The 20,283-nt window shown below is 61.0% G+C and carries 15 protein-coding genes and 3 tRNA genes; 8 read left to right on the top strand and 10 right to left on the bottom strand.

Annotated elements, in window-relative coordinates; genetic code table 11:
* Positions 1-63 precede the first annotated feature (63 nt).
* The 3 genes from BXU06_RS02800 to BXU06_RS02790 all read right to left on the bottom strand — a co-directional run bounded on the left by BXU06_RS02800 (position 64) and on the right by BXU06_RS02790 (position 3,984).
* Positions 64-1,662 carry a methyl-accepting chemotaxis protein gene (locus BXU06_RS02800; protein ID WP_077296610.1) on the bottom strand — a complete coding sequence of 533 codons (1,599 nt, stop codon included), beginning with the start codon at positions 1,660-1,662 and terminating at the stop codon, positions 64-66.
* Positions 1,663-1,682: 20 nt separating this feature from the next.
* Positions 1,683-3,299 (bottom strand): methyl-accepting chemotaxis protein, encoded by a 1,617-nt coding sequence (locus tag BXU06_RS02795; RefSeq protein WP_077296608.1) that lies wholly within the window; start codon positions 3,297-3,299, stop codon positions 1,683-1,685.
* Between the two features lie 247 nt (positions 3,300-3,546).
* A complete protein-coding gene (locus BXU06_RS02790; RefSeq protein ID WP_150125070.1) occupies positions 3,547-3,984 on the bottom strand; it encodes a MarR family winged helix-turn-helix transcriptional regulator in 438 nt (145 codons plus the stop codon).
* Between the two features lie 215 nt (positions 3,985-4,199).
* Between BXU06_RS02790 and BXU06_RS02785 the strand changes: the two genes are divergently transcribed.
* Positions 4,200-5,537: a ferric reductase-like transmembrane domain-containing protein gene (locus BXU06_RS02785; RefSeq protein ID WP_077296604.1), complete on the top strand. Its 1,338-nt coding sequence runs from the start codon at positions 4,200-4,202 to the stop codon at positions 5,535-5,537.
* A 206-nt stretch (positions 5,538-5,743) separates the two neighbouring features.
* Here the strand turns inward: BXU06_RS02785 and BXU06_RS02780 are convergent, their stop codons facing one another.
* On the bottom strand, positions 5,744-7,114 hold the full coding sequence (locus BXU06_RS02780) for an NAD(P)/FAD-dependent oxidoreductase (RefSeq protein ID WP_077296602.1): 1,371 nt from the start codon (positions 7,112-7,114) through the stop codon (positions 5,744-5,746).
* A gap of 336 nt (positions 7,115-7,450) precedes the next feature.
* Here BXU06_RS02780 and BXU06_RS02775 point away from each other — a divergent pair, with 336 nt between their 5' ends.
* On the top strand, positions 7,451-9,106 hold the full coding sequence (locus BXU06_RS02775; protein ID WP_077296600.1) for a methyl-accepting chemotaxis protein: 1,656 nt from the start codon (positions 7,451-7,453) through the stop codon (positions 9,104-9,106).
* A gap of 28 nt (positions 9,107-9,134) precedes the next feature.
* On the opposite strand, the gene BXU06_RS18340 is transcribed toward BXU06_RS02775, so the two are convergent.
* The 5 genes from BXU06_RS18340 to BXU06_RS02755 form a co-directional block, all read right to left on the bottom strand.
* Positions 9,135-9,263, bottom strand: coding sequence for a hypothetical protein (locus tag BXU06_RS18340; protein ID WP_256364059.1), 129 nt, complete (start codon positions 9,261-9,263; stop codon positions 9,135-9,137).
* Positions 9,264-9,362: 99 nt separating this feature from the next.
* Positions 9,363-9,438, bottom strand: a tRNA-Glu gene (locus tag BXU06_RS02770).
* 5 nt (positions 9,439-9,443) lie between these two features.
* Positions 9,444-9,520 (bottom strand) — tRNA-Arg (locus tag BXU06_RS02765).
* A gap of 6 nt (positions 9,521-9,526) precedes the next feature.
* Positions 9,527-9,620, bottom strand: a tRNA-Ser gene (locus tag BXU06_RS02760).
* A 56-nt stretch (positions 9,621-9,676) separates the two neighbouring features.
* Entirely contained in the window at positions 9,677-10,903 is a 1,227-nt protein-coding gene (locus BXU06_RS02755; protein WP_077296599.1) for an aspartate kinase, read from the bottom strand.
* A gap of 205 nt (positions 10,904-11,108) precedes the next feature.
* On the opposite strand from BXU06_RS02755, the gene rstA reads away from it, so the two are divergent.
* Both rstA and rstB read left to right on the top strand, forming a co-directional pair.
* Positions 11,109-11,831 (top strand): two-component system response regulator RstA, encoded by a 723-nt coding sequence (gene rstA, locus BXU06_RS02750; RefSeq protein WP_077296597.1) that lies wholly within the window; start codon positions 11,109-11,111, stop codon positions 11,829-11,831.
* The gene (gene rstB, locus BXU06_RS02745) at positions 11,831-13,177 is read left to right on the top strand and encodes a two-component system sensor histidine kinase RstB (protein WP_077296595.1); all 1,347 of its coding nucleotides are present in this window, start codon (positions 11,831-11,833) and stop codon (positions 13,175-13,177) included. Before rstA ends, rstB begins: the two co-directional genes overlap by 1 nt.
* A 54-nt stretch (positions 13,178-13,231) precedes the next feature.
* On the opposite strand, the gene BXU06_RS02740 is transcribed toward rstB, so the two are convergent.
* A complete protein-coding gene (locus BXU06_RS02740) occupies positions 13,232-14,722 on the bottom strand; it encodes an alanine/glycine:cation symporter family protein (RefSeq protein WP_308418070.1) in 1,491 nt (496 codons plus the stop codon).
* A 35-nt stretch (positions 14,723-14,757) separates the two neighbouring features.
* Between BXU06_RS02740 and BXU06_RS18335 the strand changes: the two genes are divergently transcribed.
* The 4 genes from BXU06_RS18335 (at position 14,758) to BXU06_RS02725 (ending at position 20,226) form a co-directional block, all read left to right on the top strand.
* On the top strand, positions 14,758-14,886 hold the full coding sequence (locus tag BXU06_RS18335) for a hypothetical protein (RefSeq protein ID WP_256364058.1): 129 nt from the start codon (positions 14,758-14,760) through the stop codon (positions 14,884-14,886).
* A gap of 471 nt (positions 14,887-15,357) precedes the next feature.
* The gene (locus BXU06_RS02735; protein WP_077296593.1) at positions 15,358-17,286 is read left to right on the top strand and encodes a PrkA family serine protein kinase; all 1,929 of its coding nucleotides are present in this window, start codon (positions 15,358-15,360) and stop codon (positions 17,284-17,286) included.
* Positions 17,287-17,381: 95 nt separating this feature from the next.
* Positions 17,382-18,662, top strand: a complete 1,281-nt coding sequence (locus BXU06_RS02730; RefSeq protein WP_077296591.1) for a YeaH/YhbH family protein — start codon at positions 17,382-17,384, stop codon at positions 18,660-18,662.
* A 28-nt stretch (positions 18,663-18,690) separates the two neighbouring features.
* On the top strand, positions 18,691-20,226 hold the full coding sequence (locus BXU06_RS02725) for a SpoVR family protein (protein ID WP_077296589.1): 1,536 nt from the start codon (positions 18,691-18,693) through the stop codon (positions 20,224-20,226).
* The last annotated feature ends 57 nt before the right edge of the window (positions 20,227-20,283 follow it).

Here is a 20,283-nt window from a genome sequence, read left to right as displayed (position 1 = left end):
GGTCTAGCTGCCAGTCATTTGCTTCATATCATCGTGACTGGCTATTAGGGTGACTGACGACTACTAAAGCGTGAAGCGCATCGCCGTGGCACGCAGCTCTGCCGCCAGCACATTCAGGCGCATGACCTGATCGCTGACCTGCTCAACTGCCGCATTCGACTCATCCACCCTTTGGGCAATTTGCTCCACATTGCCGGCAATGCTGTTGCTTGCCAGGCTTTGCTCCTGTGCGGCACTGGCCACATCACGCGTTTTGCCCAGCGCAGCCCCCACCCGGCCGCGAATCTCACGCAGCGAAGTGGCAGCCAGCTCAGCGCGCTCGACGCTGCTTCTGACCTGATGGCGCACGCCATCCATATGCGCGGCAGCCTGTTCAGTGTCGGCCAGCACACCACGGATGGTGAGATTGATGCCATCGGTGGCCCGGGCAGTGCGCTCGGCCAGTTTGCGCACCTCGTCGGCCACCACGGCAAAGCCGCGTCCCTGTTCACCGGCGCGGGCGGCCTCAATCGCCGCATTCAGCGCCAGCAGGTTGGTCTGGTCGGCAATGTCCTTGATAATCGTGCTGGCGCCGTCGATCTCGCGCGAACGCTCAGCCAGCAGGCGGATATTGTCAGCCGCCTGGCTGACGGCTTGCGCCACCTGGCGCACCTCGTCTGCCGTCTCGCTGACCAGTTGTTCCCCTTGGGTGGCCAGCGTGGAGGCATCGCTGGAGAATTGCTCGGTTTCGCGCGCATTGTCAGAAATCTGGTCAATGCTGACGGTCATCTGTTCCACGGCGGCAGCTGTCGACGACGCAGCGGCAGACGTGCTGCTGGCACTGCGGCCCAGCAAGGACACCTGATGAGACAGTTCTGCGCTTGCCGACGCCAGCAGTTCCGACGCCTGGCTGAAATGCCCGACCAGTTTGCGCAAACCGTGCTGCATCTGGTTCATCGACCCCAGCAAGCTGCCAGCAGCCCCTTTGCAGGAAATCTCCCGCGACAGGTTGCCCTGGGCGATCTGCTGTGCAATTTCAGCGGCGTACTGTGGTTCGCCACCCAGCTGGCCGAGAATGACCGTGGACATGCGCCAGGCCAGCAAGGCAATCAGGATGAAGATGGCACCGCCAACGGCCAGCATGATGCTGGCGCGTTGCCAGAATACCGTGTCGATATCGTTCAGATAGCCGCCATAGCCGATGATCCAGTTCCACGGACCAAACAGTGTCACGGCGTAAATCTTGCTGACATGACCCTCGACGCCCGGACGGGTGCCCTGCGAAAACAGAAACCCAACCTCCGCGCCCTGCATGGCGTTTCGGTATTCATCCCCCTTTTTCCTGGCATCCGCATCAGCCTTGTTCACCCGTTTGGGGTCAGGATGCACCAGGTTGACATCATTGCCGTTATCCCGCACCCAAAGATAACGGTCGCTCTTGTGAAAGGCCGAAATGGCTTGCTTGGCGCGCTTTTGCGCTTCCTCTGTGCTCAAGGAGCCATCCGCTTCCATTTTCTGGAAGTAGGCAACGGTTGCCTTGCCCAGCTCGACCAGCGTAGCCAGCTGGTTCTGACGCTCGCTCATCATGTTCGAACGCAGGACCGACAGCGAAATGGCCGCAATCAGCCCCATGCTCACCAGGACGGTCACCACCAGAATCAGGATTCTGTTCTGTACCTTCATTATTTTTATCTTTCAGTAGGTTACACTACAAAATAACATGCCTTGGTTTTCAGCTCGCTGGCCATGACGCGCAGCTGGCTGGCGGTGTCGGCTGAGCTGCGGCTGGCGGCAGAAGTCTGTTCAGCCATCCGCGCCACCACGTCCACCTTGCCCGCCAGCGAGGCATTGGCCGAGCGCTGTTCGCGAATGGCCGAGCTGATTTCCTGAATCTGGCTCTGGGTGTGCTGTGCGCCGTTCTGGATGGCGGCCAGCGCGGCAGTGGCGGCGCTGGTCAGCTGCTTGCCACGCTCCACATTGGGCAGAATCTGCACCATGGTGTCGAAGGCACTGCCGGTGTCGCACTGAATACCGGCAATCATCTGTTCAATTTCGCCGGTGGCACTGGCGGTGCGCTCAGCCAGCTTGCGCACTTCATCGGCCACCACGGCAAAGCCGCGTCCCTGTTCGCCGGCGCGGGCGGCCTCAATGGCAGCGTTGAGCGCCAGCAGATTGGTCTGGCCGGCAATATCCTTGATCACCGAGGCAATATTGGAAATCAACCCGGCGCGTTCATTCAGCGCGCCAATCTGGCGAGCCGCCACCGAAACGGATTCGGCAATGCGGTGAATGGTGTCATTGGCCAGGTTCAACTGTTCAGTGGCCTGACGCGACACACAGGCGGAATCGGAGGAAGATTGCTCGGTGTCGGCGGCCCGCTCGGCAATATGGGCGCTGCACTGCGACAGCTGATGGATGGCCCCGGCCATGCTGAGGGTGGCATCGGCCTGCTCTGCCGCTGCGCCCATCACCCCGGCCAGCACGCCATGGATGGATTCAGAATTTTCGTGCAGACGTCGAGCATCGCTATTGATCTTGCGGATCAGCGCGCTCAGTTCGCTGGCCATTTCGCCAATGGCGCGCAGCAGGCGGGAAATTTCGTCGGAAGCCGAACCATGAATCTCGATGCGCAAATCGCCGGATTTGACTCGCTCGATGGCGCGCAAGGCCACATTGAGCGGACGAAAGATCCGTCGCTGCATCAGCACGAAAGCCAGCACAATCCCCGCCAGGATCACACCATTGACAGCCATATAAATGGCCTGATACTGCTGGCCTTGCGCCAGCAGACGTTGGCTGGCGTCGGCAATCAGGCCATTGCTGGCCTTGACCTCCTTACCCACTTCAGCCAGCGCGGCATTGATGAAGGGTGCCACGCCATCAATGCTGGGCGTGGAAAAATCATTGGTGTGCGCCACCTGGCCAATGACCTTCTGGTAGGCCCTGGCACTGTGCATGAAGCGCTGGAAATTGTCTCGCTCGCGGCCATTGCCCTGTTCGGCAAACGCCGTGCTGAAACAGGCGTCCGCCTCGGCCAGCAGCGCGTCCAGCGCCTGGGTGCGGCTGACCAGCGTCTGGCGCAACGCCGACATGTCTGGCCCGTCATCCGCTTGCGCCAGCGCAACGCGGATAAAGGCATTTTGAATGCCGCGAATCTGCAGGCCCACCGCCATGATGGCGTCGTTATAGCGTTTTTGCTGCTGCAGGGTTTCGGTGGCGCGATGGCGGGCCTGCGCATCAAAATAACTGACGCCAAACGGCACCGTGCCCAGCAGAAACATGATGGCAAGCATGCCGGTAAAGAAAGTGCGTATTCCCATGATGAAGTTCTATTTCTCCGCAACCAAATAGCAGGTGATTTTTTTGGCGCTCAGCAGAAACGAACATCCCCTGCCACTGAGTAAACAGTAGATAGGGTCAGCATCCTGACCTGCGCCGATAAAAAATCATTCGTTTGAATGATTTAAAAAAAACATCATACCCGATCCGGACAACGCCATCACACCCTGAAAGCCATTCGCAAGGTCTGTGTAAATTTTCCTGAAATAGTCAGATTTTATGGTGAATTCAAGCGGATTTTTTCTCATCAGCACCCGATTCAGCCAGTTTGGCCAGTAAGGTGGTCAGCTGGCCCAGCGCCTCGGGACGCAGCGTCGCCCGCAACCATGCCCGGGTAGCGGCCACGGTTTCAACCATCGCTGTCTCGATCAGCGCCCGGCCCGCCGCACTGAGCTGCACCGGCTTGATGCGCAAATCCTGTGCCGACTGCAAACGCCGGATCAGCCCACGGGTTTCCAGCTGCGCCATGACCTTGCTCAGTCCACCCGAGGTCAGCACCATGCGCGCCAGCAGCTGCGATGGCGTGAGCGTGTGTGGCACCTCGGCATTGCGCAGGGTAGCCAACAGGTCAAATTCGGCCTCGGACAATGCGTATTTTTCCAGCGATGGCCGCATGCCAGCCAGTGAACGCGCCTGCGCCCATTGCAGCGGTAAAAACAACGGCACAACCTCATCATCCAGCGTGACATCCCAACGGGATTAATCTAGCGTGGGCATAGTCAGTTTCCTTGTGGGTTAATTCAGCACTGAGTCTCACTATCAAAGCATTTCTTACCCTGTGTATCAGGCAAGTAACAAAAAGTAAAACACCACCAATTATCTTGCTGGAAAGATAACTGGCGGAATATCCTGCCCGCAAGGCTGTTTACCGAGATTTCCCGATGAAAACCCTGACCTACACACTCTGGCTTTACCTGGCCCTGCTCACGGGCTTCTGGCTGCTAAGCGACCCCACCCCCCTGGCCAGTCTGGATGGCTTCTTTGCCTGGCGCGGCGTGCTGATGCAATACAGCGGCGTGCTCGGCATCGGCGTGATGAGCCTGGCCATGCTGCTGGCCATGCGCCCACGCCTGCTGGAAGCACCGCTGGGCGGACTGGACAAACTGTACCGGCTGCATAAATGGCTGGGCATCAGCGGCCTGGTCATTTCCATTGCTCACTGGCTGCTGGCCAAAGGGCCAAAATGGCTGGTAGGGCTGGGCTGGCTGGAACGCCCCGCCCGCAAGCCACGCCCACCACTGGAGCCCGGTTCGTGGCAACAGCTGCTTGCCCAGCAACGCGGCCTGGCCGAAGCCGTGGGCGAATGGGCATTCTATGCGGCGGCGGCACTGATGGCGCTGGCACTGATCAAATGGTTTCCCTATCGCCGCTTTGTGCAAACCCATCGCTGGATTTCGCTGGCGTATCTGGCATTGGTGTTTCATGCCATCGTGTTGGTCAAGTTTGAATACTGGCAAACGCCAGTGGGCGGGCTGCTGGCAGGGTTGATCGGCCTGGGCTGTGTGGCCGGGGTGATGTCGCTGCTGGGGCGGCGTGCCGGCGGAAGCAAGGTCAGCGGGCGGATTGCCGCGCTGGATGCGCACCCTGAACTAAACGCGCTCAGCATTGACCTGCAATTGCAGCCGGGCTGGCCAGGCCATCAGGCTGGACAGTTTGCATTTTTCACCTTTCACCCCGACGAGGGCGCGCACCCCTTTACCCTGGCGTCGGCCTGGCAAGCAGATGAACCGCGCCTGAGCATTGTGGTCAAGGCGCTGGGCGACTACACCGCTACGCTGGCCACCCGGCTGAAGGTGGGCAATGCGGTGCAAGTGGAAGGGCCGTACGGGCGGTTTACCTTTGCCGGCGATGCGCATCGGCAAATCTGGGTGGGCGGCGGCATCGGCATCACCCCGTTCCTGGCCCGGCTGCAGGCGCTGGCGGCACACCACGACGGCAAAGCGATTGATCTGTTTTATGCCACGGCAGAGCACGACCCGGCCATGATCGCACGCCTGCAGCGCGACGCTGACCGCGCGCGGGTGAATCTGCACCTGCTGTGGGAACCCCGCGATGGCCGGCTGAACACCGCCCGGCTGCAGGCACTGATTCCGGACTGGTGCCACGCCGATGTGTGGTTTTGCGGCCCGGCCAGCTTTGGCCGCATGCTGCGGGAAGAACTGCAGGCGCAAGGGTTACCGGCCCAGCGCTTTCATCAGGAATGGTTCGAGATGCGTTAGGCGGGATGTGCTGATTTACTCAGTAAAATCAGCATTTTGCATTCCAACTTTCGCGGGAATGACAATTTTTTCAGCATTTTCTTAGCGATAGGCGGCTTGATATCAGCCAAATCCCCTTGGCAACCCAGCCCCCCACGCACCATCCACCGTCGGGGTCCCCTGCGGACGGAACGGGCGGCATGAATGAGCAAGGCGCAAGGGCTTGCTTACACTTCTTCGATCAGCACCTGTGGGCTGTTCAACGTGGCCCGCACCTGCGCTGGCAAGTGCATGGCGTGGCGCAGCACCGCCACCGGGCCAGCGCCGGCAGCCCAGTCCGATGCCACCAGCACCCGGGCGTGGCCCAGGCCGGGCAGGTGCTGGCGGGCGCGGGCCAGCGCGGCGTCGGGGTGAGGAAAGGCGTGGCGCTGGCGGTGGATATGCCGGGCCAGCGGGGCGGCCTGGATGCCGAGCAGGCCATCGAGTTCGCTGTCCAGCAGCAGGCCGAGCACGGCATCGTCCAGCCCCATGCGTTCCGGCTGAGTCATGCCGCCCAGACGGGCGCACAGCAACACTTCATCGTCGGCAGCGCGGTGTGCCAGCTGCGCGCTGACAAACTCCACGCCCAGCGCAAACGGATGCTCTACCTGCGGATGCCAGGCACCGCCAGCACGCAGGCGGTGGGCCACATCCTCGCGGGCGTACACCGAATGCACATGAATCATCGGGCTGTAGCGCACGGCAGCCAGGCTGGCGGCAATTTGCGAAAAACTGGGGGCCAGCAATAGCGCCGCTTCCCGCGCCGACACGGCCAGAATCACCAGATCAGCCTCGAAGGTTTCCATGCCGGTGACCACGCACCAGCCGTGCGCCCGGCGAATCAGCGCACCAACCGGCTGGTTGAGTCGCACGTCCACCCGCGCCGACAGGGTGTCGGTCAGTGTGTCCAGGCCATGGCGAAAGCCATGGCACGGTATCTGGCGCAGCGCGTACAGCTGCCGGGCCAGCGCCAGCCGGCTGCTGGTGTCGGCCACATCGGCCAGCGCCAGCGCCATCCAGGCGGATTCGGCGTCAGCGCCCTGGCTGGCGGCCAGCCACGGGGCCACCATGTAGTCGTTGAACCAGTCGCCCAGAATCTGGCGCACCCTGGGTGCCACCTCATCCGGCAGCACCGGCGGTGAACGGCGCAGCAGGCCCAGCGACTGGCGCAGGACGCTGTGCTTGCTCTCACGGTCGACCCGGCGGCTGAGCATGAACGCCAGCGGGGTATCCATCAGCGGCATATAGCGGCCCTGGCGCAACACCAGCTGGCGTCGCGCCACCGGCAGCGCCGGGTGCAGGGCCGGGCCCAGGCCCAGCGAGGCAATCCACGCCAGCAGCGGCGCGTCCAGCTCAAGCAGGCTGGGGGTGTATTCAAACAGGCGCGGGCCATCGCGCCAGCCCAGCGCCGGCCCGCCGGGGCGACTGCCGGCTTCAAACACCCGCACCCGAAACCCCGCCGCCTCGGCATGCCAGGCCGCCGCCAGGCCAGCCAGCCCCCCACCGATCACGGCAATACGGGGCGGACGATTTTGGACAGAGGCAGTGGCGGCGGTCATCAATCAATACTACTCCAGATAAACCCGGTGTCAGGGCAAACGTTTAGCGCGGCTCACAAACCCCCCGCGCAGCGCGCCTGGCCAGGCGTGCTGGCGCAGACAAAGGTGCATGGCAAGGCACAGGAGGGTTGTGCGCGGCGTTTATTGCATTGCAGCATAGCGCATTCCCCCGACGCCAGGATGACCATCAGGTGAATTTTCATGAAATCTTAACGGTATCGTCATGGCAAGTCTCTACCATGCGCGGCGGACTGCCTGTCTGCCATGCCCCCGGCCCTGCGGCCAGCAGGGTGAAACAGGACGGATTTGCCTTTCTCCCCCCAGGAAAACGCCAGTATGCCCATTCTTGCCCTGTTGTCGCTACGCACCCGCCTGATGGTGTTTTTTTCCCTGCTGATTGCCCTGATGCTGCTGATTGCCGGTGCCGGGGTGCAAGGGGTGTACCGGCAATCGGCGCTGGCAGGCGAACTGGCCCAGCGCGACCTCGGGCTGAGCGTGGCGCTACAGGCAGCGCACACCCGCCTGTCCAATATGCGCCGGTTTGAAAAAGACATGCTGATTCAGCTGCGCGAGCCGGGCAAGGTTAACGATTATTTCAGCAAATGGCAGGGCGAACACCAGCAGCTTAACCAGGCGCTGGACCAGGCCGATGCGCTGGCCAGCGCCGAGGGCCGCCAGCAGATTGCCCAGATTCGCCAGCATCTGGCCCAGGGCTATGTGCCGCAGCTGGAGCAGTTGCACGCCCAGCTGGGCCAGCCGGTGTTTGCCTCTGCCGCCGAAGCCAATGCCGCACTGAGCACAGGCAAGGCAGCGGCACACGCGGCAGAAATGCTGTTCCAGCAGGCCGAACAGCAGGTGGCCAGCCGCATGCGCAGCATGGCCGGCAAATTTGCCGCCCTGCGTGACCAGGTGGTGGCCACCTTGCTGGTGCTGGTGGCAGGTGCGGTGTTGCTGGCCATTGGGCTGTTATGGCTGGCTGAGCGTTCGATCCGCCGCCCGCTACTGGCGCTGCGTGGCGAGATGCAGACCATTGCCCGCTCGCTGCAGCTGGATCAGGACTTGCCGGTGCAAGGCCGCGATGAAGTAGCCGACACGGTGCGGGCGTTCAACCAGTTGCTGGCGGTCATGCGCGAGGCGCTGCACGCAGTGCGCGCCAGCGCCGGCCAGGTGGGCAGCAGCGCCCATCAGCTGAGCAGCGCCGCCGATGCCTCACTGGCCAGCAGCCAGACCCAGATTGGCCACGCCAGCGGAGTGGCCGAGGCGGTGGCGCAAATCAGCCAGGGCATTGCCGAAATCTCCGAGCGCGCCGGTGCCGTGCGCGAACTGGCCGAGCACACCGCCCAGGTGGCCGGGGCTGGGGTGAATATGGCCAGCCGCACGGTCGAGGGCCTGCACCATCTGGAAACCCGCTTGCAGGCCAGCGTGGCCGGCGTCACCCAGCTGAATCAGCGCGCCAGCGAAATCGGCCAGGTGGTGGCCACCATTCATGATATTGCCGACCAGACCAATCTGCTGGCGCTGAATGCGGCGATTGAAGCCGCCCGCGCCGGTGAATCCGGGCGCGGCTTTGCCGTGGTGGCCGACGAGGTGCGCAAGCTGGCGGAAAAAACCGCACAGGCTACGCTGGCAATTACCCGGCAGATCGACGCGGTGCAGCACGATACCCAGCGCACGGTGGACGATATTCAGTTGCTGGCCGGGCAGGTGGCCACAGAAAAAGACGCCGCCGATGCCTTTGTCGAGCAGTTGCACACCCTGCAACAGCAGGCCGAGCAGGCGTTTGTGCAGGTGGACAGCATTGCCGACGCCACCCACGAACAGCGCGAGGCCGGCGAGCATGCCAGCCAGCAGGTCAGCCATCTGGCCGGGCTTTCGCGCCGTGCCGGAGACACTGCCGCCTCGGTGGCCGGGCTGGGCGATGGCCTGACCACGGTGGCCCACCAGCTGGATCAGGCCATTGGCCGGTTCCAGCTGGGACAGGCGGCCAAGTAAGCCTTGACATCCTCCCCTGCCCTCTCGCTTACGCTCGCCAGTCTTTAAGACAGGTGTGCAGTGGTTCGAGAGACGAACCATCGCTCAGGGTGGAAAAACGGGCAATGCCCATGTCGATACCCACGATGCCGCCAGCAGGGGGGTGCTTCGACTTCACGCTGAGTATGGTGTGCGGTGTTTTTGTGGGGTTGCGCGCCGGCTCACAGCCGAAAAGCGGACATGAAAAAAGCCTGCGCAAGCGCAGGCTTTTCAAAACTGGCGTCCCCACGGGGATTCGAACCCCGGTTATCGCCGTGAAAGGGCGGTGTCCTAGGCCTCTAGACGATGGGGACATCGGTGGCGCACCCGGAGCGATTCGAACGCCCGACCCTCTGGTTCGTAGCCAGATACTCTATCCAACTGAGCTACGGGTGCGCGGTTTGGCGGAGAAAGAGGGATTCGAACCCTCGATACAGGTTTAAGCCCGTATGCTTCCTTAGCAGGGAAGTGCCTTCGACCACTCGGCCATTTCTCCGTCCAGAGCCGCGAACTATACGCAGGTGCGCGGCTTCTGTCAAGCGGTGTGACGTATTATTGCGGCTGGTCCAGGCCAAATGCCTTGTGCAGCACGCGCACGCCCAGTTCCAGATACTTTTCGTCGATCAGCACCGACACCTTGATTTCCGAGGTGGAGATCATCTGGATGTTGATGCCTTCTTCGGCCAGGGTGCGGAACATGGTGGAGGCAATGCCGGTGTGCGAGCGCATGCCCACGCCCACGATGGACACCTTGGCAATCTTGTCGTCTCCGTCCACTTTGGCCGCGCCAACATGGGTTTGCACATCGCGCAGGATGGTCAGCGCCTTCTGGTATTCGCCACGCGGCACGGTAAACGAAAAGTCGGTGGTGCCGGATTCACCCATGTTCTGGATGATCATGTCCACTTCGATATTGGCGTCAGCCACCGGGCCCAGAATCTGGTAGGCAATGCCCGGCTTGTCCGGCACACCCTTGACGTTGATGCGTGCTTCGTTGCGGTCAAAGGCGATGCCGGCGACTGCTGCTTTTTCCATTTTTTCGTCTTCCTCAAACGTAATCAGCGTGCCTTCGCCTTCTTCTTCAAAGCTGGAGAGGACACGGAGCTTGACCTTGTACTTGCCGGCGAATTCCACCGAGCGGATTTGCAACACCTTAGAGCCCAGGCTGGCCATTTCCAGCATTTCTTCAAAGGTGATGGTGGACAGCTTGCGCGCTTCGGGCACCACACGCGGGTCGGTGGTGTACACGCCATCCACGTCGGTGTAGATCTGGCATTCGTCAGCCTTCAGCGCGGCGGCAATCGCCACTGCCGAGGTATCGGAACCGCCACGGCCCAGCGTGGTGATGCTGCCGGATTCGTCGATACCCTGGAAACCGGCCACCACCACCACGCGCCCGGCGTCGAGGTCGGCGCGCATGCGCTTGTCTTCGATCGACTGAATGCGGGCCTTGGTGTAGGCATTGTCGGTGGCCATCGGCATTTGCCAGCCGGTGTAGCTGATGGCGTCCACGCCAATGGCCTTCAGGGCCATCGACAGCAAGCCGATGGTGACCTGTTCGCCGGTGGATGCAATCACATCCAGCTCACGCGGATCGGGAGTCGACTGGATTTCGCGGGCCAGGCCAATCAGGCGATTGGTTTCGCCGCTCATGGCCGATACCACGACCACCACTTGATGGCCTTGGGCATGCCATTTGGCCACGCGCCGGGCGACGTTCTTGATGCGCTCTGTCGAGCCCACCGAAGTGCCGCCGTATTTCTGAACGATAAGAGCCATTGCTTGTAGCTTCTTGATGATGAAGATGAAGGAAAAAAATCACAGATTCATCTGATTTTAACCAAATTGGCCAGCCAAGACGAGAGCCGCCGATGTGCAGGTGCGGCAATTGTCTGCCAGATGGCATGATGCATGCCTTCTCCTGGCCATCCGCCAGCGCTACACTGCGCGTTTTGCCTGACTTTACTGAGTGGGATTTCCCATCATGTCACCTCGTATCCTGTTCGTTGAAGATGACTTTGAACTGGCCAAGCTGATTGGCGAATTCCTCACCCGCAACGGGTTCCTGATTCACCATATCGACCGTGGCGACACCGTCGAGGCGGCGATTGCCGAACACGACCCCGACCTGCTGCTGCTGGACATCATGCTGCCCGGCAAGGATGGCCTGTCGATCTGCCGCGATCTGCGCCCGGCGTTTACCCGGCCCATCATCCTGCTGACCTCGGTGGGCAGCGACATGAACCAGGTGCTCGGGCTGGAGCTCGGTGCCAACGACTATGTGGTAAAAACCACGCCGCCGGCAGTGCTCTTGGCGCGTATCCGCGCCCAGCTGCGCCAGCACGAGCCGCAGACCATCGCTGGCAGCCGGCCAGCCACGCCAGCGCTGAGCCAGGTGTTGCATTTTGGCCGACTGGTGATCGACGCCGCCAACCGTGATGTCAAACTGGATGGCCACAGCGTGGTGCTGTCCACCAGCGACTTCGACCTGCTCTGGCTGCTGGCCAGCCAGGCCGGGGAAACCCTGTCGCGCGATGCGCTGCTCAAGGCGCTGCGCGGGGTGGAGTACGACGGGCTGGACCGCAGCATCGACGTGGCGGTGTCGCGGCTGCGCAAAAAACTCGGCGACGATCCTAACGAGCCGCACAAGATCAAAACCGTGCGCAATCGGGGCTACCTGTTTGTCCGCTCCGGCTGGGACAGCTGATGCGGCGGATTTTCATCCAGTTTTACCTCACCCTGGTCATCAGCTTTATCGGTGCCATTGCCCTGGCCGGGGCCATTTACGGCCAGGTGGTGGACAAGGTCAGCGACCGCTACCTGAACGATATTTTTCGCGCCACCGTCAGCCTGCTGCAAACCACCCTGAGCGAAGAACCAGTGGACCAGTGGAATGCCCGGCTGGATACCCTGGGGCTGTCGCTGCCCTACCCGATCAAGGTTGAGCCGCTGGACACCTACGAACTGAGCGCCGACAACCGCGCCGCGCTGGCCGATGGCGATATTGTCATGCTGGCCGAGACTTACCAGTTTTTGCAGCGGGTGCCAGAAACCGGCTATATGCTCACCTTGGGCCCGGTGGATTATCTGTATTTTCTGCATGAAATCCAGTCGTTCGACTACCTGATGCTGGGCCTGGCCGCCCTGTTTCTGGGCGTGCCCGCCTTTGCCTGGATGCGCCCGCTCTGGCGGCAACTGATGCACCTCAAGCGGGTGGCGCGCCAGCTGGGGGCGGGCAATCTGGACGCCCGCGCCAGCCTGCCCGACGACTCCGGCGTGGCCGAGCTGGGCAGCACCATCAACACCATGGCCGATAATCTGCAATCGCTGATCCAGTCGCGGCGCGAACTGCTGGACGCGGTGTCGCACGAGCTGCGCACGCCGATTGCCCGGCTGCGCTATCGGCTGGCCATGCTGGAAGACGGCGTGGCCGACGATGCCCGTGAAGCGATGGACCGCGACATCAGCAGCATCGACCGGATGATTGAAGAGCTGCTGCTGTATTCCCGGCTGGATCAGGGCCACGACCTGCTGCACCCCGAGCGCCTGACCCTGTGGCCGTGGCTGAACGAGGTGCTGGCCCGGCATGGCGAAGACTTCCCCCAGGTGTGCTACACCCTGCGCCCCACCCCGGCCAGCCTGCATGATCAGCAGGCCGAGGTGGACGGGTTTTATCTGGAGCGGGCGCTGTCCAATCTGTTGCGCAACGCCGCCCGCTACGGCCAGGGCGAGGTGGCGGTGACGCTGGGCTGCGATGGCCAGCACTGGTGGATTGAAGTGGAAGACAACGGCCCCGGCATTCCCGAAGCAGAACGCGAGCGGGTGTTCGAGCCCTTTGTGCGGCTGGACCACAGCCGCAACCGGCGTACCGGCGGCTATGGCCTGGGGCTGGCGATTGTGCGCCGGATCATGGGCTGGCATGGCGGTCAGGCCAGCGTGCAGGCATCGGCGCTGGGCGGGGCGTGTTTTGTGCTGCGCTGGCCGGTGACACTGCCCAGATTACATTCGCTGGTGCCATCGGTACGGGGCGATGAAGCAGACGAAGCCACGTAAGCCGCATGCCCCAAGCGATAAGCCCCACCGGTTGAACCGGCGGGGCCATATGACTCAATGCGAGTGGGTGGTGCGTGCCGCTTTCACTTCCTCGGCATGAATCTGCTCTGCCCGGCGGCCTTCCCAGTAGTGGGCATGCGCAATGCCCAGCGCCTGTGGATGGAATAGCGGGTCCTTGCCCTGGGCCTGCTGCGCCTCGTAGTCCTTCAGCGCCACCAGCGCCGGCTTTTGCAGCAGCAAAATGGCAATAATATTCAGCCAGGCCATCAGCCCCACGCCAATATCGCCCAACCCCCAGGCCAGTTCGGCGGTTTTTACCGTGCCGTATACCGTGGAGGCCATGATGGCAAACTTAAGCAGCAGGGTCAGCCACGGGCGGTTGATCTTGCGGTTGATGTAGGCGATATTGGTTTCGGCGATGTAGTAGTAGGCAATGATGGTGGTAAAGGCAAAGAAGAACAGCGCCACCGCCACAAACAGATTGCCAAAGCCCGGCATGATGTTTTCCATGGCGGTCTGCACATAACCCGGACCCGCCGCCACGCCAGCAATGCCGGTGTAAATGGCCTTGCCGGCACCGTCCTGCACATTGTACTGGCCGGTGATCAGCAGCATGAAAGCCGTGGCCGAGCAGACAAACAGCGTATCCACATACACCGAGAACGCCTGCACCAGGCCTTGTTTGGCCGGATGGGTGACAGCAGCGGCAGAAGACGCATGCGGGCCGGTGCCCTGGCCGGCTTCATTGGAATACACGCCGCGCTTGACGCCCCATTGGATGGCCAGGCCCAGCAGCGCACCAAAGCTGGCGTCAGCGCCCACGGCACTGCGCAGGATCAAACCCAGCACGTCTGGCAGGCGCTCAATGTGCAGGGCGATGATCACGCAGGCCACGATGATGTAGCCCAGCGCCATGAACGGTACGATGATTTCGGCAAAGCGGGCAATGCGCTGCACGCCGCCAAAGATGATAAAGCCCAATAACACGGCCAGAATCGCCGCCGTGGCTTCCGGCACGATGCCCAGCGCGGTGTTCAGGCTGCTGGCGATGCCGTTGGCCTGCACGCCTGGCAGCAGCACGCCGCAGGCAATAATGGTGCAGACGGCAAACACCCAGGCGTACCACTTCATGCCCAGGCCTTTTTCGATGTAAAACGCCGGGCCGCCGCGATACTGGCCGTCGAGTTTTTCCTTGTAGATCTGGCCCAGGGTGGATTCGACAAACGCCGAGCTGGCCCCCAGAAACGCCACCATCCACATCCAGAACACCGCGCCGGGGCCGCCAAAGGTGATAGCAGTGGCCACGCCGGCGATATTGCCGGTGCCTACCCGGCCAGCCAGGGTCATGGCCAGCGCCTGAAACGACGACACCCCGGCATCGCTGCTCTTGCCATCGAACATCAGCCGGATCATTTCGCGGAAATGGCGCACCTGAGCAAAACGGGTGCGCACAGAAAAATACAACCCCACGCCCAGGCACAGATAAATCAGAGCTGGGCTCCAGATCAGTGCATTGAGGTGATTTACCCAGGCATCGATTGCCATACGCCCTCCTTCAAACAAACCAAGCCACCACGCAAATGGCTGAAAACCCTTCGCCGCACCAGCGCAGCGAAGGCATGAAGCCGCGCACGATAACCACTTTGCCCTGGCAGGGCTATAAAGCACTGGAAGATCAGAAAAAAACGGTGATATTAAAAGAAAAATAACGTTTCATCAGGGCTATTCAATAACAAAACGGATATCACAGCGTTTTTCACTTATTGGCATTGCCCGTTTTCTGCCTGGGCCACTTGCCATCACACATTGAGTTCCTTGGCCAAACCGTCTATAGCCTGTGTATCACCCTGCCGAGCACTGCCGTTTGAACCCCTTGGTTTTCCCTGTTTGGGTCTTGTTCCTGCCCCTGCTGGCGCAGGTCTTGCTGGGACACTTTCAGCTACCTTTTTTTGCCAGGCCATCACGGCAGAATCTGCCCTGCCAAGATTTGCAGTGCAGCATGACAATGTGTTTTGCATAAATTTGCTGTTTTTCCGTGACGCTATGCTATACCGAATTAACGCCCCTCTGACCCAGGGGCGGCTGCCCGCGCAAATGCCGGATGCCCCCTCAGGCCCAGCATCAGCCCGCCAGCCAAGCCCGCTCGCACACACGCACCGTCGCCGCACAGGAGTCTCATCATGAACGCCGATATCTTTGCCAGTTTCGCCAGCCGTTATGATCGCAGTCGAGAAGAGGAATATTCGCTGAAGGAATTCCTCGAAATTTGCCGGCAGAATCCGTCCGCCTACGCCACGGCGTCCGAGCGCATGCTGATGGCGATTGGCGAGCCCGAGCTGATTGACACCCGCCACGACTCGCGGCTGTCGCGCATCTTCACCAACAAGGTGCTCAAGGTGTATCCGGCGTTTCGCGAGTTTTACGGCATGGAAGAAGCCATCGAGCAAGTGGTGGCTTACTTTCGCCATGCTGCGCAGGGGCTGGAAGAAAAGAAACAGATCCTCTATCTGCTTGGCCCGGTGGGTGGCGGCAAGTCGTCGATTGCCGAAAAGCTCAAGGAGCTGATGGAAAAGGTGCCGTTTTATTGCATCAAGGGTTCGCCGGTGAACGAATCGCCGCTGGGGCTGTTCAATGCCGACGAAGACGGCGAGATTCTGCAGGAACAGTTCGGCATTCCGCTGCGTTACCTGAAAACCATCCCCAGCCCGTGGGCAGTCAAGCGGCTGCAGGAGTTCAACGGCGACATCAACCAGTTTCGGGTGGTGAAACGCTATCCGTCGGTACTGCGTCAGGTGGCGGTGTCGAAAACCGAGCCGGGTGATGAAAACAACCAGGATATTTCCAGCCTGGTGGGCAAGGTGGACATCCGCAAGCTGGAGAAATTTGCCCAGGACGATCCGGACGCCTACAGCTACTCCGGCGGGCTGTGCCTGGCCAACCAGGGCTTGCTGGAATTTGTGGAAATGTTCAAGGCACCGATCAAGGTGCTCCACCCGCTGCTGACCGCCACCCAGGAAGGCAACTTCAAGGGCACCGAAGGCTTTGGCGCGATTCCGTTTGAGGGGGTGATTCTGGCCCACTCGAATGAATCGGAATGGAAAACCTTCCGCAACAACAAGAACAACGAGGCCTTCCTCGACCGGATTTACATCGTCAAGGTGCCGTATTGCCTGCGGGTGAGCGAAGAAATCCAGATTTACGACAAGCTGCTGAAAAACTCGTCGCTGGCCAAAGCGCCATGCGCCCCCGGCACGCTGAAGATGATGGCGCAGTTTGCCGTGCTGTCGCGGCTGAAAGACCCGGAAAACTCCAGCCTGTTCAGCAAGATGCAGGTGTACGATGGCGAAAACCTGAAAGACACCGACCCCAAGGCCAAGTCGATTCAGGAATACCGCGACTATGCCGGGGTAGACGAGGGCATGAACGGCCTGTCCACCCGCTTTGCCTACAAGATTCTGTCGCGGGTGTTCAACTTTGACCACACCGAAGTGGCGGCCAACCCGGTGCATCTGCTCTACATTCTGGAGCAGCAGATCGAGCGCGAGCAGTTCCCGCAGGAAACCGAACAGAAGTACATGACCTTCCTGAAGGAATACCTGGCACCCAAGTATGTGGAATTCATTGGCAAGGAAATCCAGACCGCCTATCTGGAAAGCTACTCCGAGTATGGCCAGAACATCTTTGACCGCTATGTGACCTTTGCCGACTACTGGATTCAGGATCAGGAGTTCCGCGACCCGGACACGGGCGAAAGCTTTGACCGCAATGCACTGAACAACGAACTGGAAAAGATCGAGAAACCTGCCGGGATTTCCAACCCGAAAGACTTCCGCAACGAAATCGTCAACTTCGTGCTGCGGGCACGGGCCAACAATGCCGGCAAGAACCCAACCTGGACCAGCTACGAAAAGCTGCGCACGGTGATCGAGAAGAAGATGTTCTCCAACACCGAAGAGCTGCTGCCGGTGATTTCGTTCAATGCCAAATCCAGCAACGACGAAGCGAAAAAGCACGAAGACTTTGTCAACCGCATGGTGGAAAAGGGCTACACCGCCAAGCAGGTGCGCCTGTTGTGCGAATGGTATCTGCGCGTCAGAAAATCGTCCTGATCGCGCCCCCGCGCAACGCCGGACCCACACCCCTGGGGCGCGCCTGCCCAGGGGCGGTTACGGCCACGGCAATGACCCAGCGAAGGACGTGAACCATGTCTCACCTTATCGACAGACGGCTTAATGGCAAGAACAAGTCGGCGGTGAACCGCGAGCGGTTCCTGCGCCGGTTTCGTACGCAAATCCGCCAGTCGGTGGCGCGCGCCATCAAGGGGCGCAGCATCACCGACATCAGCAGCGGCGAAAAAGTCACCATCCCGGTGCGCGACGTGTCCGAACCCACGTTTCACCATGGCTCGGGCGGCGTGCGCGACGTGGTGCATCCGGGCAATGAAGAGTTTGTGGCCGGCGACCATATTGCCCGCCCGGATGGCGGTGGTGGCGGCAAGGGCGGCAAGGCATCCGATCAAGGCGGTGGCGAGGACGACTTTGCCTTTGAACTCAGCCGCGAAGAGTTCATGAATTTTTTCTTTGAAGATCTGGCGCTGCCCAATCTGATCAAAACCCAGCTGACCGGCAACGAAGAATGGAAAAGCGTGCGCGCCGGCTACACCAGCGACGGCACGCCCACCAACATCAGCATTGTCCGCTCACTGCGCGGCGCACAGGCGCGGCGCATTGCCCTGGGCGCGCCCACCCTGGCCGAACTGCACGACGCCGAAGAAGAGCTCGACGAACTGCTGGAATCCTGCAGCGAGGACGACCCGCTGGTGCGGGCGCTGCGCAGCAAGATTCACCGCCTGCGCGACAAAGCCGCGAGCATTCCGTTTCTCGACCCGTTCGACCTGCGCTACAACAACCGCGCGCGCGTGCCCAAGCCCACCAGCCAGGCAGTGATGTTCTGCATCATGGATGTGTCGGGCTCGATGGACGAAGCCAAAAAAGACATCGCCAAGCGGTTTTTCATCCTGCTGTATCTGTTCTTGCAAAAGAGCTACGAAAAAATCGAGCTGGTGTTCATCCGCCACCACACCAGCGCGATGGAAGTGGACGAAGAAAACTTTTTTCACTCGCGTGAATCGGGCGGCACCGTGGTGTCGTCGGCGCTGGTGCTGATGCACGACATCATCCGCCAGCGTTACCCCAGCGACGACTGGAATATCTACGCCGCGCAAGCCTCGGACGGCGACAACTGGGACAGCGACTCGGCCAATTGCGGCAAACTGCTGGAAGCCCAGCTGCTGCCGCTGGTGCAATACTTTGCCTACATTGAAATCACCGAGGGCGAGCCGCAAAACCTGTGGTACGAATACCTGCGCGTGCAGAGCGGCAATCCGCAGTTTGCCATGCAGAAAATCCGCAACGCCGCCGACATCTACCCGGTGTTTCGCGAACTGTTCAAACGCCAGCCCAGCACAGGCCGTGAACTGGCCTAGCCAGCTTCCCACTCTAGGAGAGTCCGCCATGGCGCCCAGCCCCCGCACCCCGATCTCCACCAGCTCGGAATGGACCTTTGACCTGATCGAAACCTACGACCGGGAAATCCACGCCATTGCCTGCGACGAATTCGGCCTGGACATCTACCCCAACCAGCTGGAAATCATCACCGCCGAACAGATGATGGATGCCTACTCGTCAGTGGGCATGCCGGTGAACTACCACCACTGGAGCTTTGGCAAGCAGTTTGTCTCCACCGAAAAAAGCTACAAGCGCGGCCAGATGGGCCTGGCTTACGAGATTGTGATCAACTCCAATCCGTGCATTTCCTATCTGATGGAAGAAAACTCAATGACCATGCAGGCGCTGGTCATCGCCCACGCCGCGTATGGCCACAACAGCTTTTTCAAGGGCAATTATCTGTTTCGCACCTGGACCGACGCCTCGGCCATCATCGACTACCTGGTGTTTGCCCGCGATTACCTCAGCCAGTGCGAAGAGCGCTACGGCTTTGATGCGGTGGAAATGCTACTGGATTCGTGCCATGCGCTGATGAACTACGGCGTGGACCGCTACAAGCGCCCGGCCAAGCTGTCGCTGGCGCAGGAAAAACTGCGCCAGCACGAACGGGAAGCCTACCAGCAGCTGCAAATCAACGACCTGTGGCGCACCATCCCGCGCCGTCAGGCCAGCGAGGAGGGCAACGAGCCACTGCGTTTTCCGGTTGAGCCACAGGAAAACCTGCTGTACTTCATCGAAAAATCTGCCCCGCTGCTGGAACCATGGCAGCGCGAAGTGGTGCGCATCGTGCGCAAGGTGGCGCAGTATTTCTATCCGCAGCGGCAAACCCAGGTGATGAACGAAGGCTGGGCCACCTTCTGGCACTACACCCTGCTCAACCGCCTGTACGACAAGGGCCTGTGCACCGATGGCTTTATGATGGAGTTTTTGCAGTCGCACACCAATGTGATTTACCAGCCCCCCGTGACCAGCCGCTGGTATTCCGGCATCAACCCGTATGCACTGGGCTTTGCCATGTATCAGGACATGCGCCGCATTTGCGAAGCCCCCACCGCCGAAGACCGCGAATGGTTTCCCGACATGGCCGGCCAGCCCTGGCTGCCCACGCTGAACTTTGCCATGCGCAATTTCAAGGATGAAAGCTTTATTGCCCAGTACCTGTCGCCCAAGCTGATCCGCGACTTCCGCCTGTTTGCCGTGCGCGACGACGACCGTGCCGACAAGCTGTACGTACCGGCCATCCACGACGACAACGGCTACCGCAAGGTGCGGCAAACCCTGGCCGAGCAATACAACCTGGGCTCACGCGAGCCGAATATCCAGGTGTGGTCGGTGGACGTGCGCGGCGACCGCAGCCTGACCTTGCGCCACACCCGGCACAACCGCCGCCCGCTGGACAGCGGTAGCGCCGACGAGGTCATCAAGCATATTGCCCGGCTGTGGGGCTTTGATGTGCGGCTGGAAAGCGTGGACGAGCACGGCACGGTGGCGCAGCAATTCAGCTGCAAGGTGGACAAGGACCGCCGCGAGCTGCTGTTTTGAGCCAGCAGCTGCCCGCCCTCCGGCCCTGAATACACCGGGGAGCGGGCAGAAAAACAC

It is taken from the genome of Aquaspirillum sp. LM1 (assembly GCF_002002905.1).
Classification (GTDB): domain Bacteria; phylum Pseudomonadota; class Gammaproteobacteria; order Burkholderiales; family Aquaspirillaceae; genus Rivihabitans.
The sequence above is the reverse complement of the archived record's forward strand: the minus strand, read 5'-3'. Positions and strand labels throughout refer to the sequence as shown.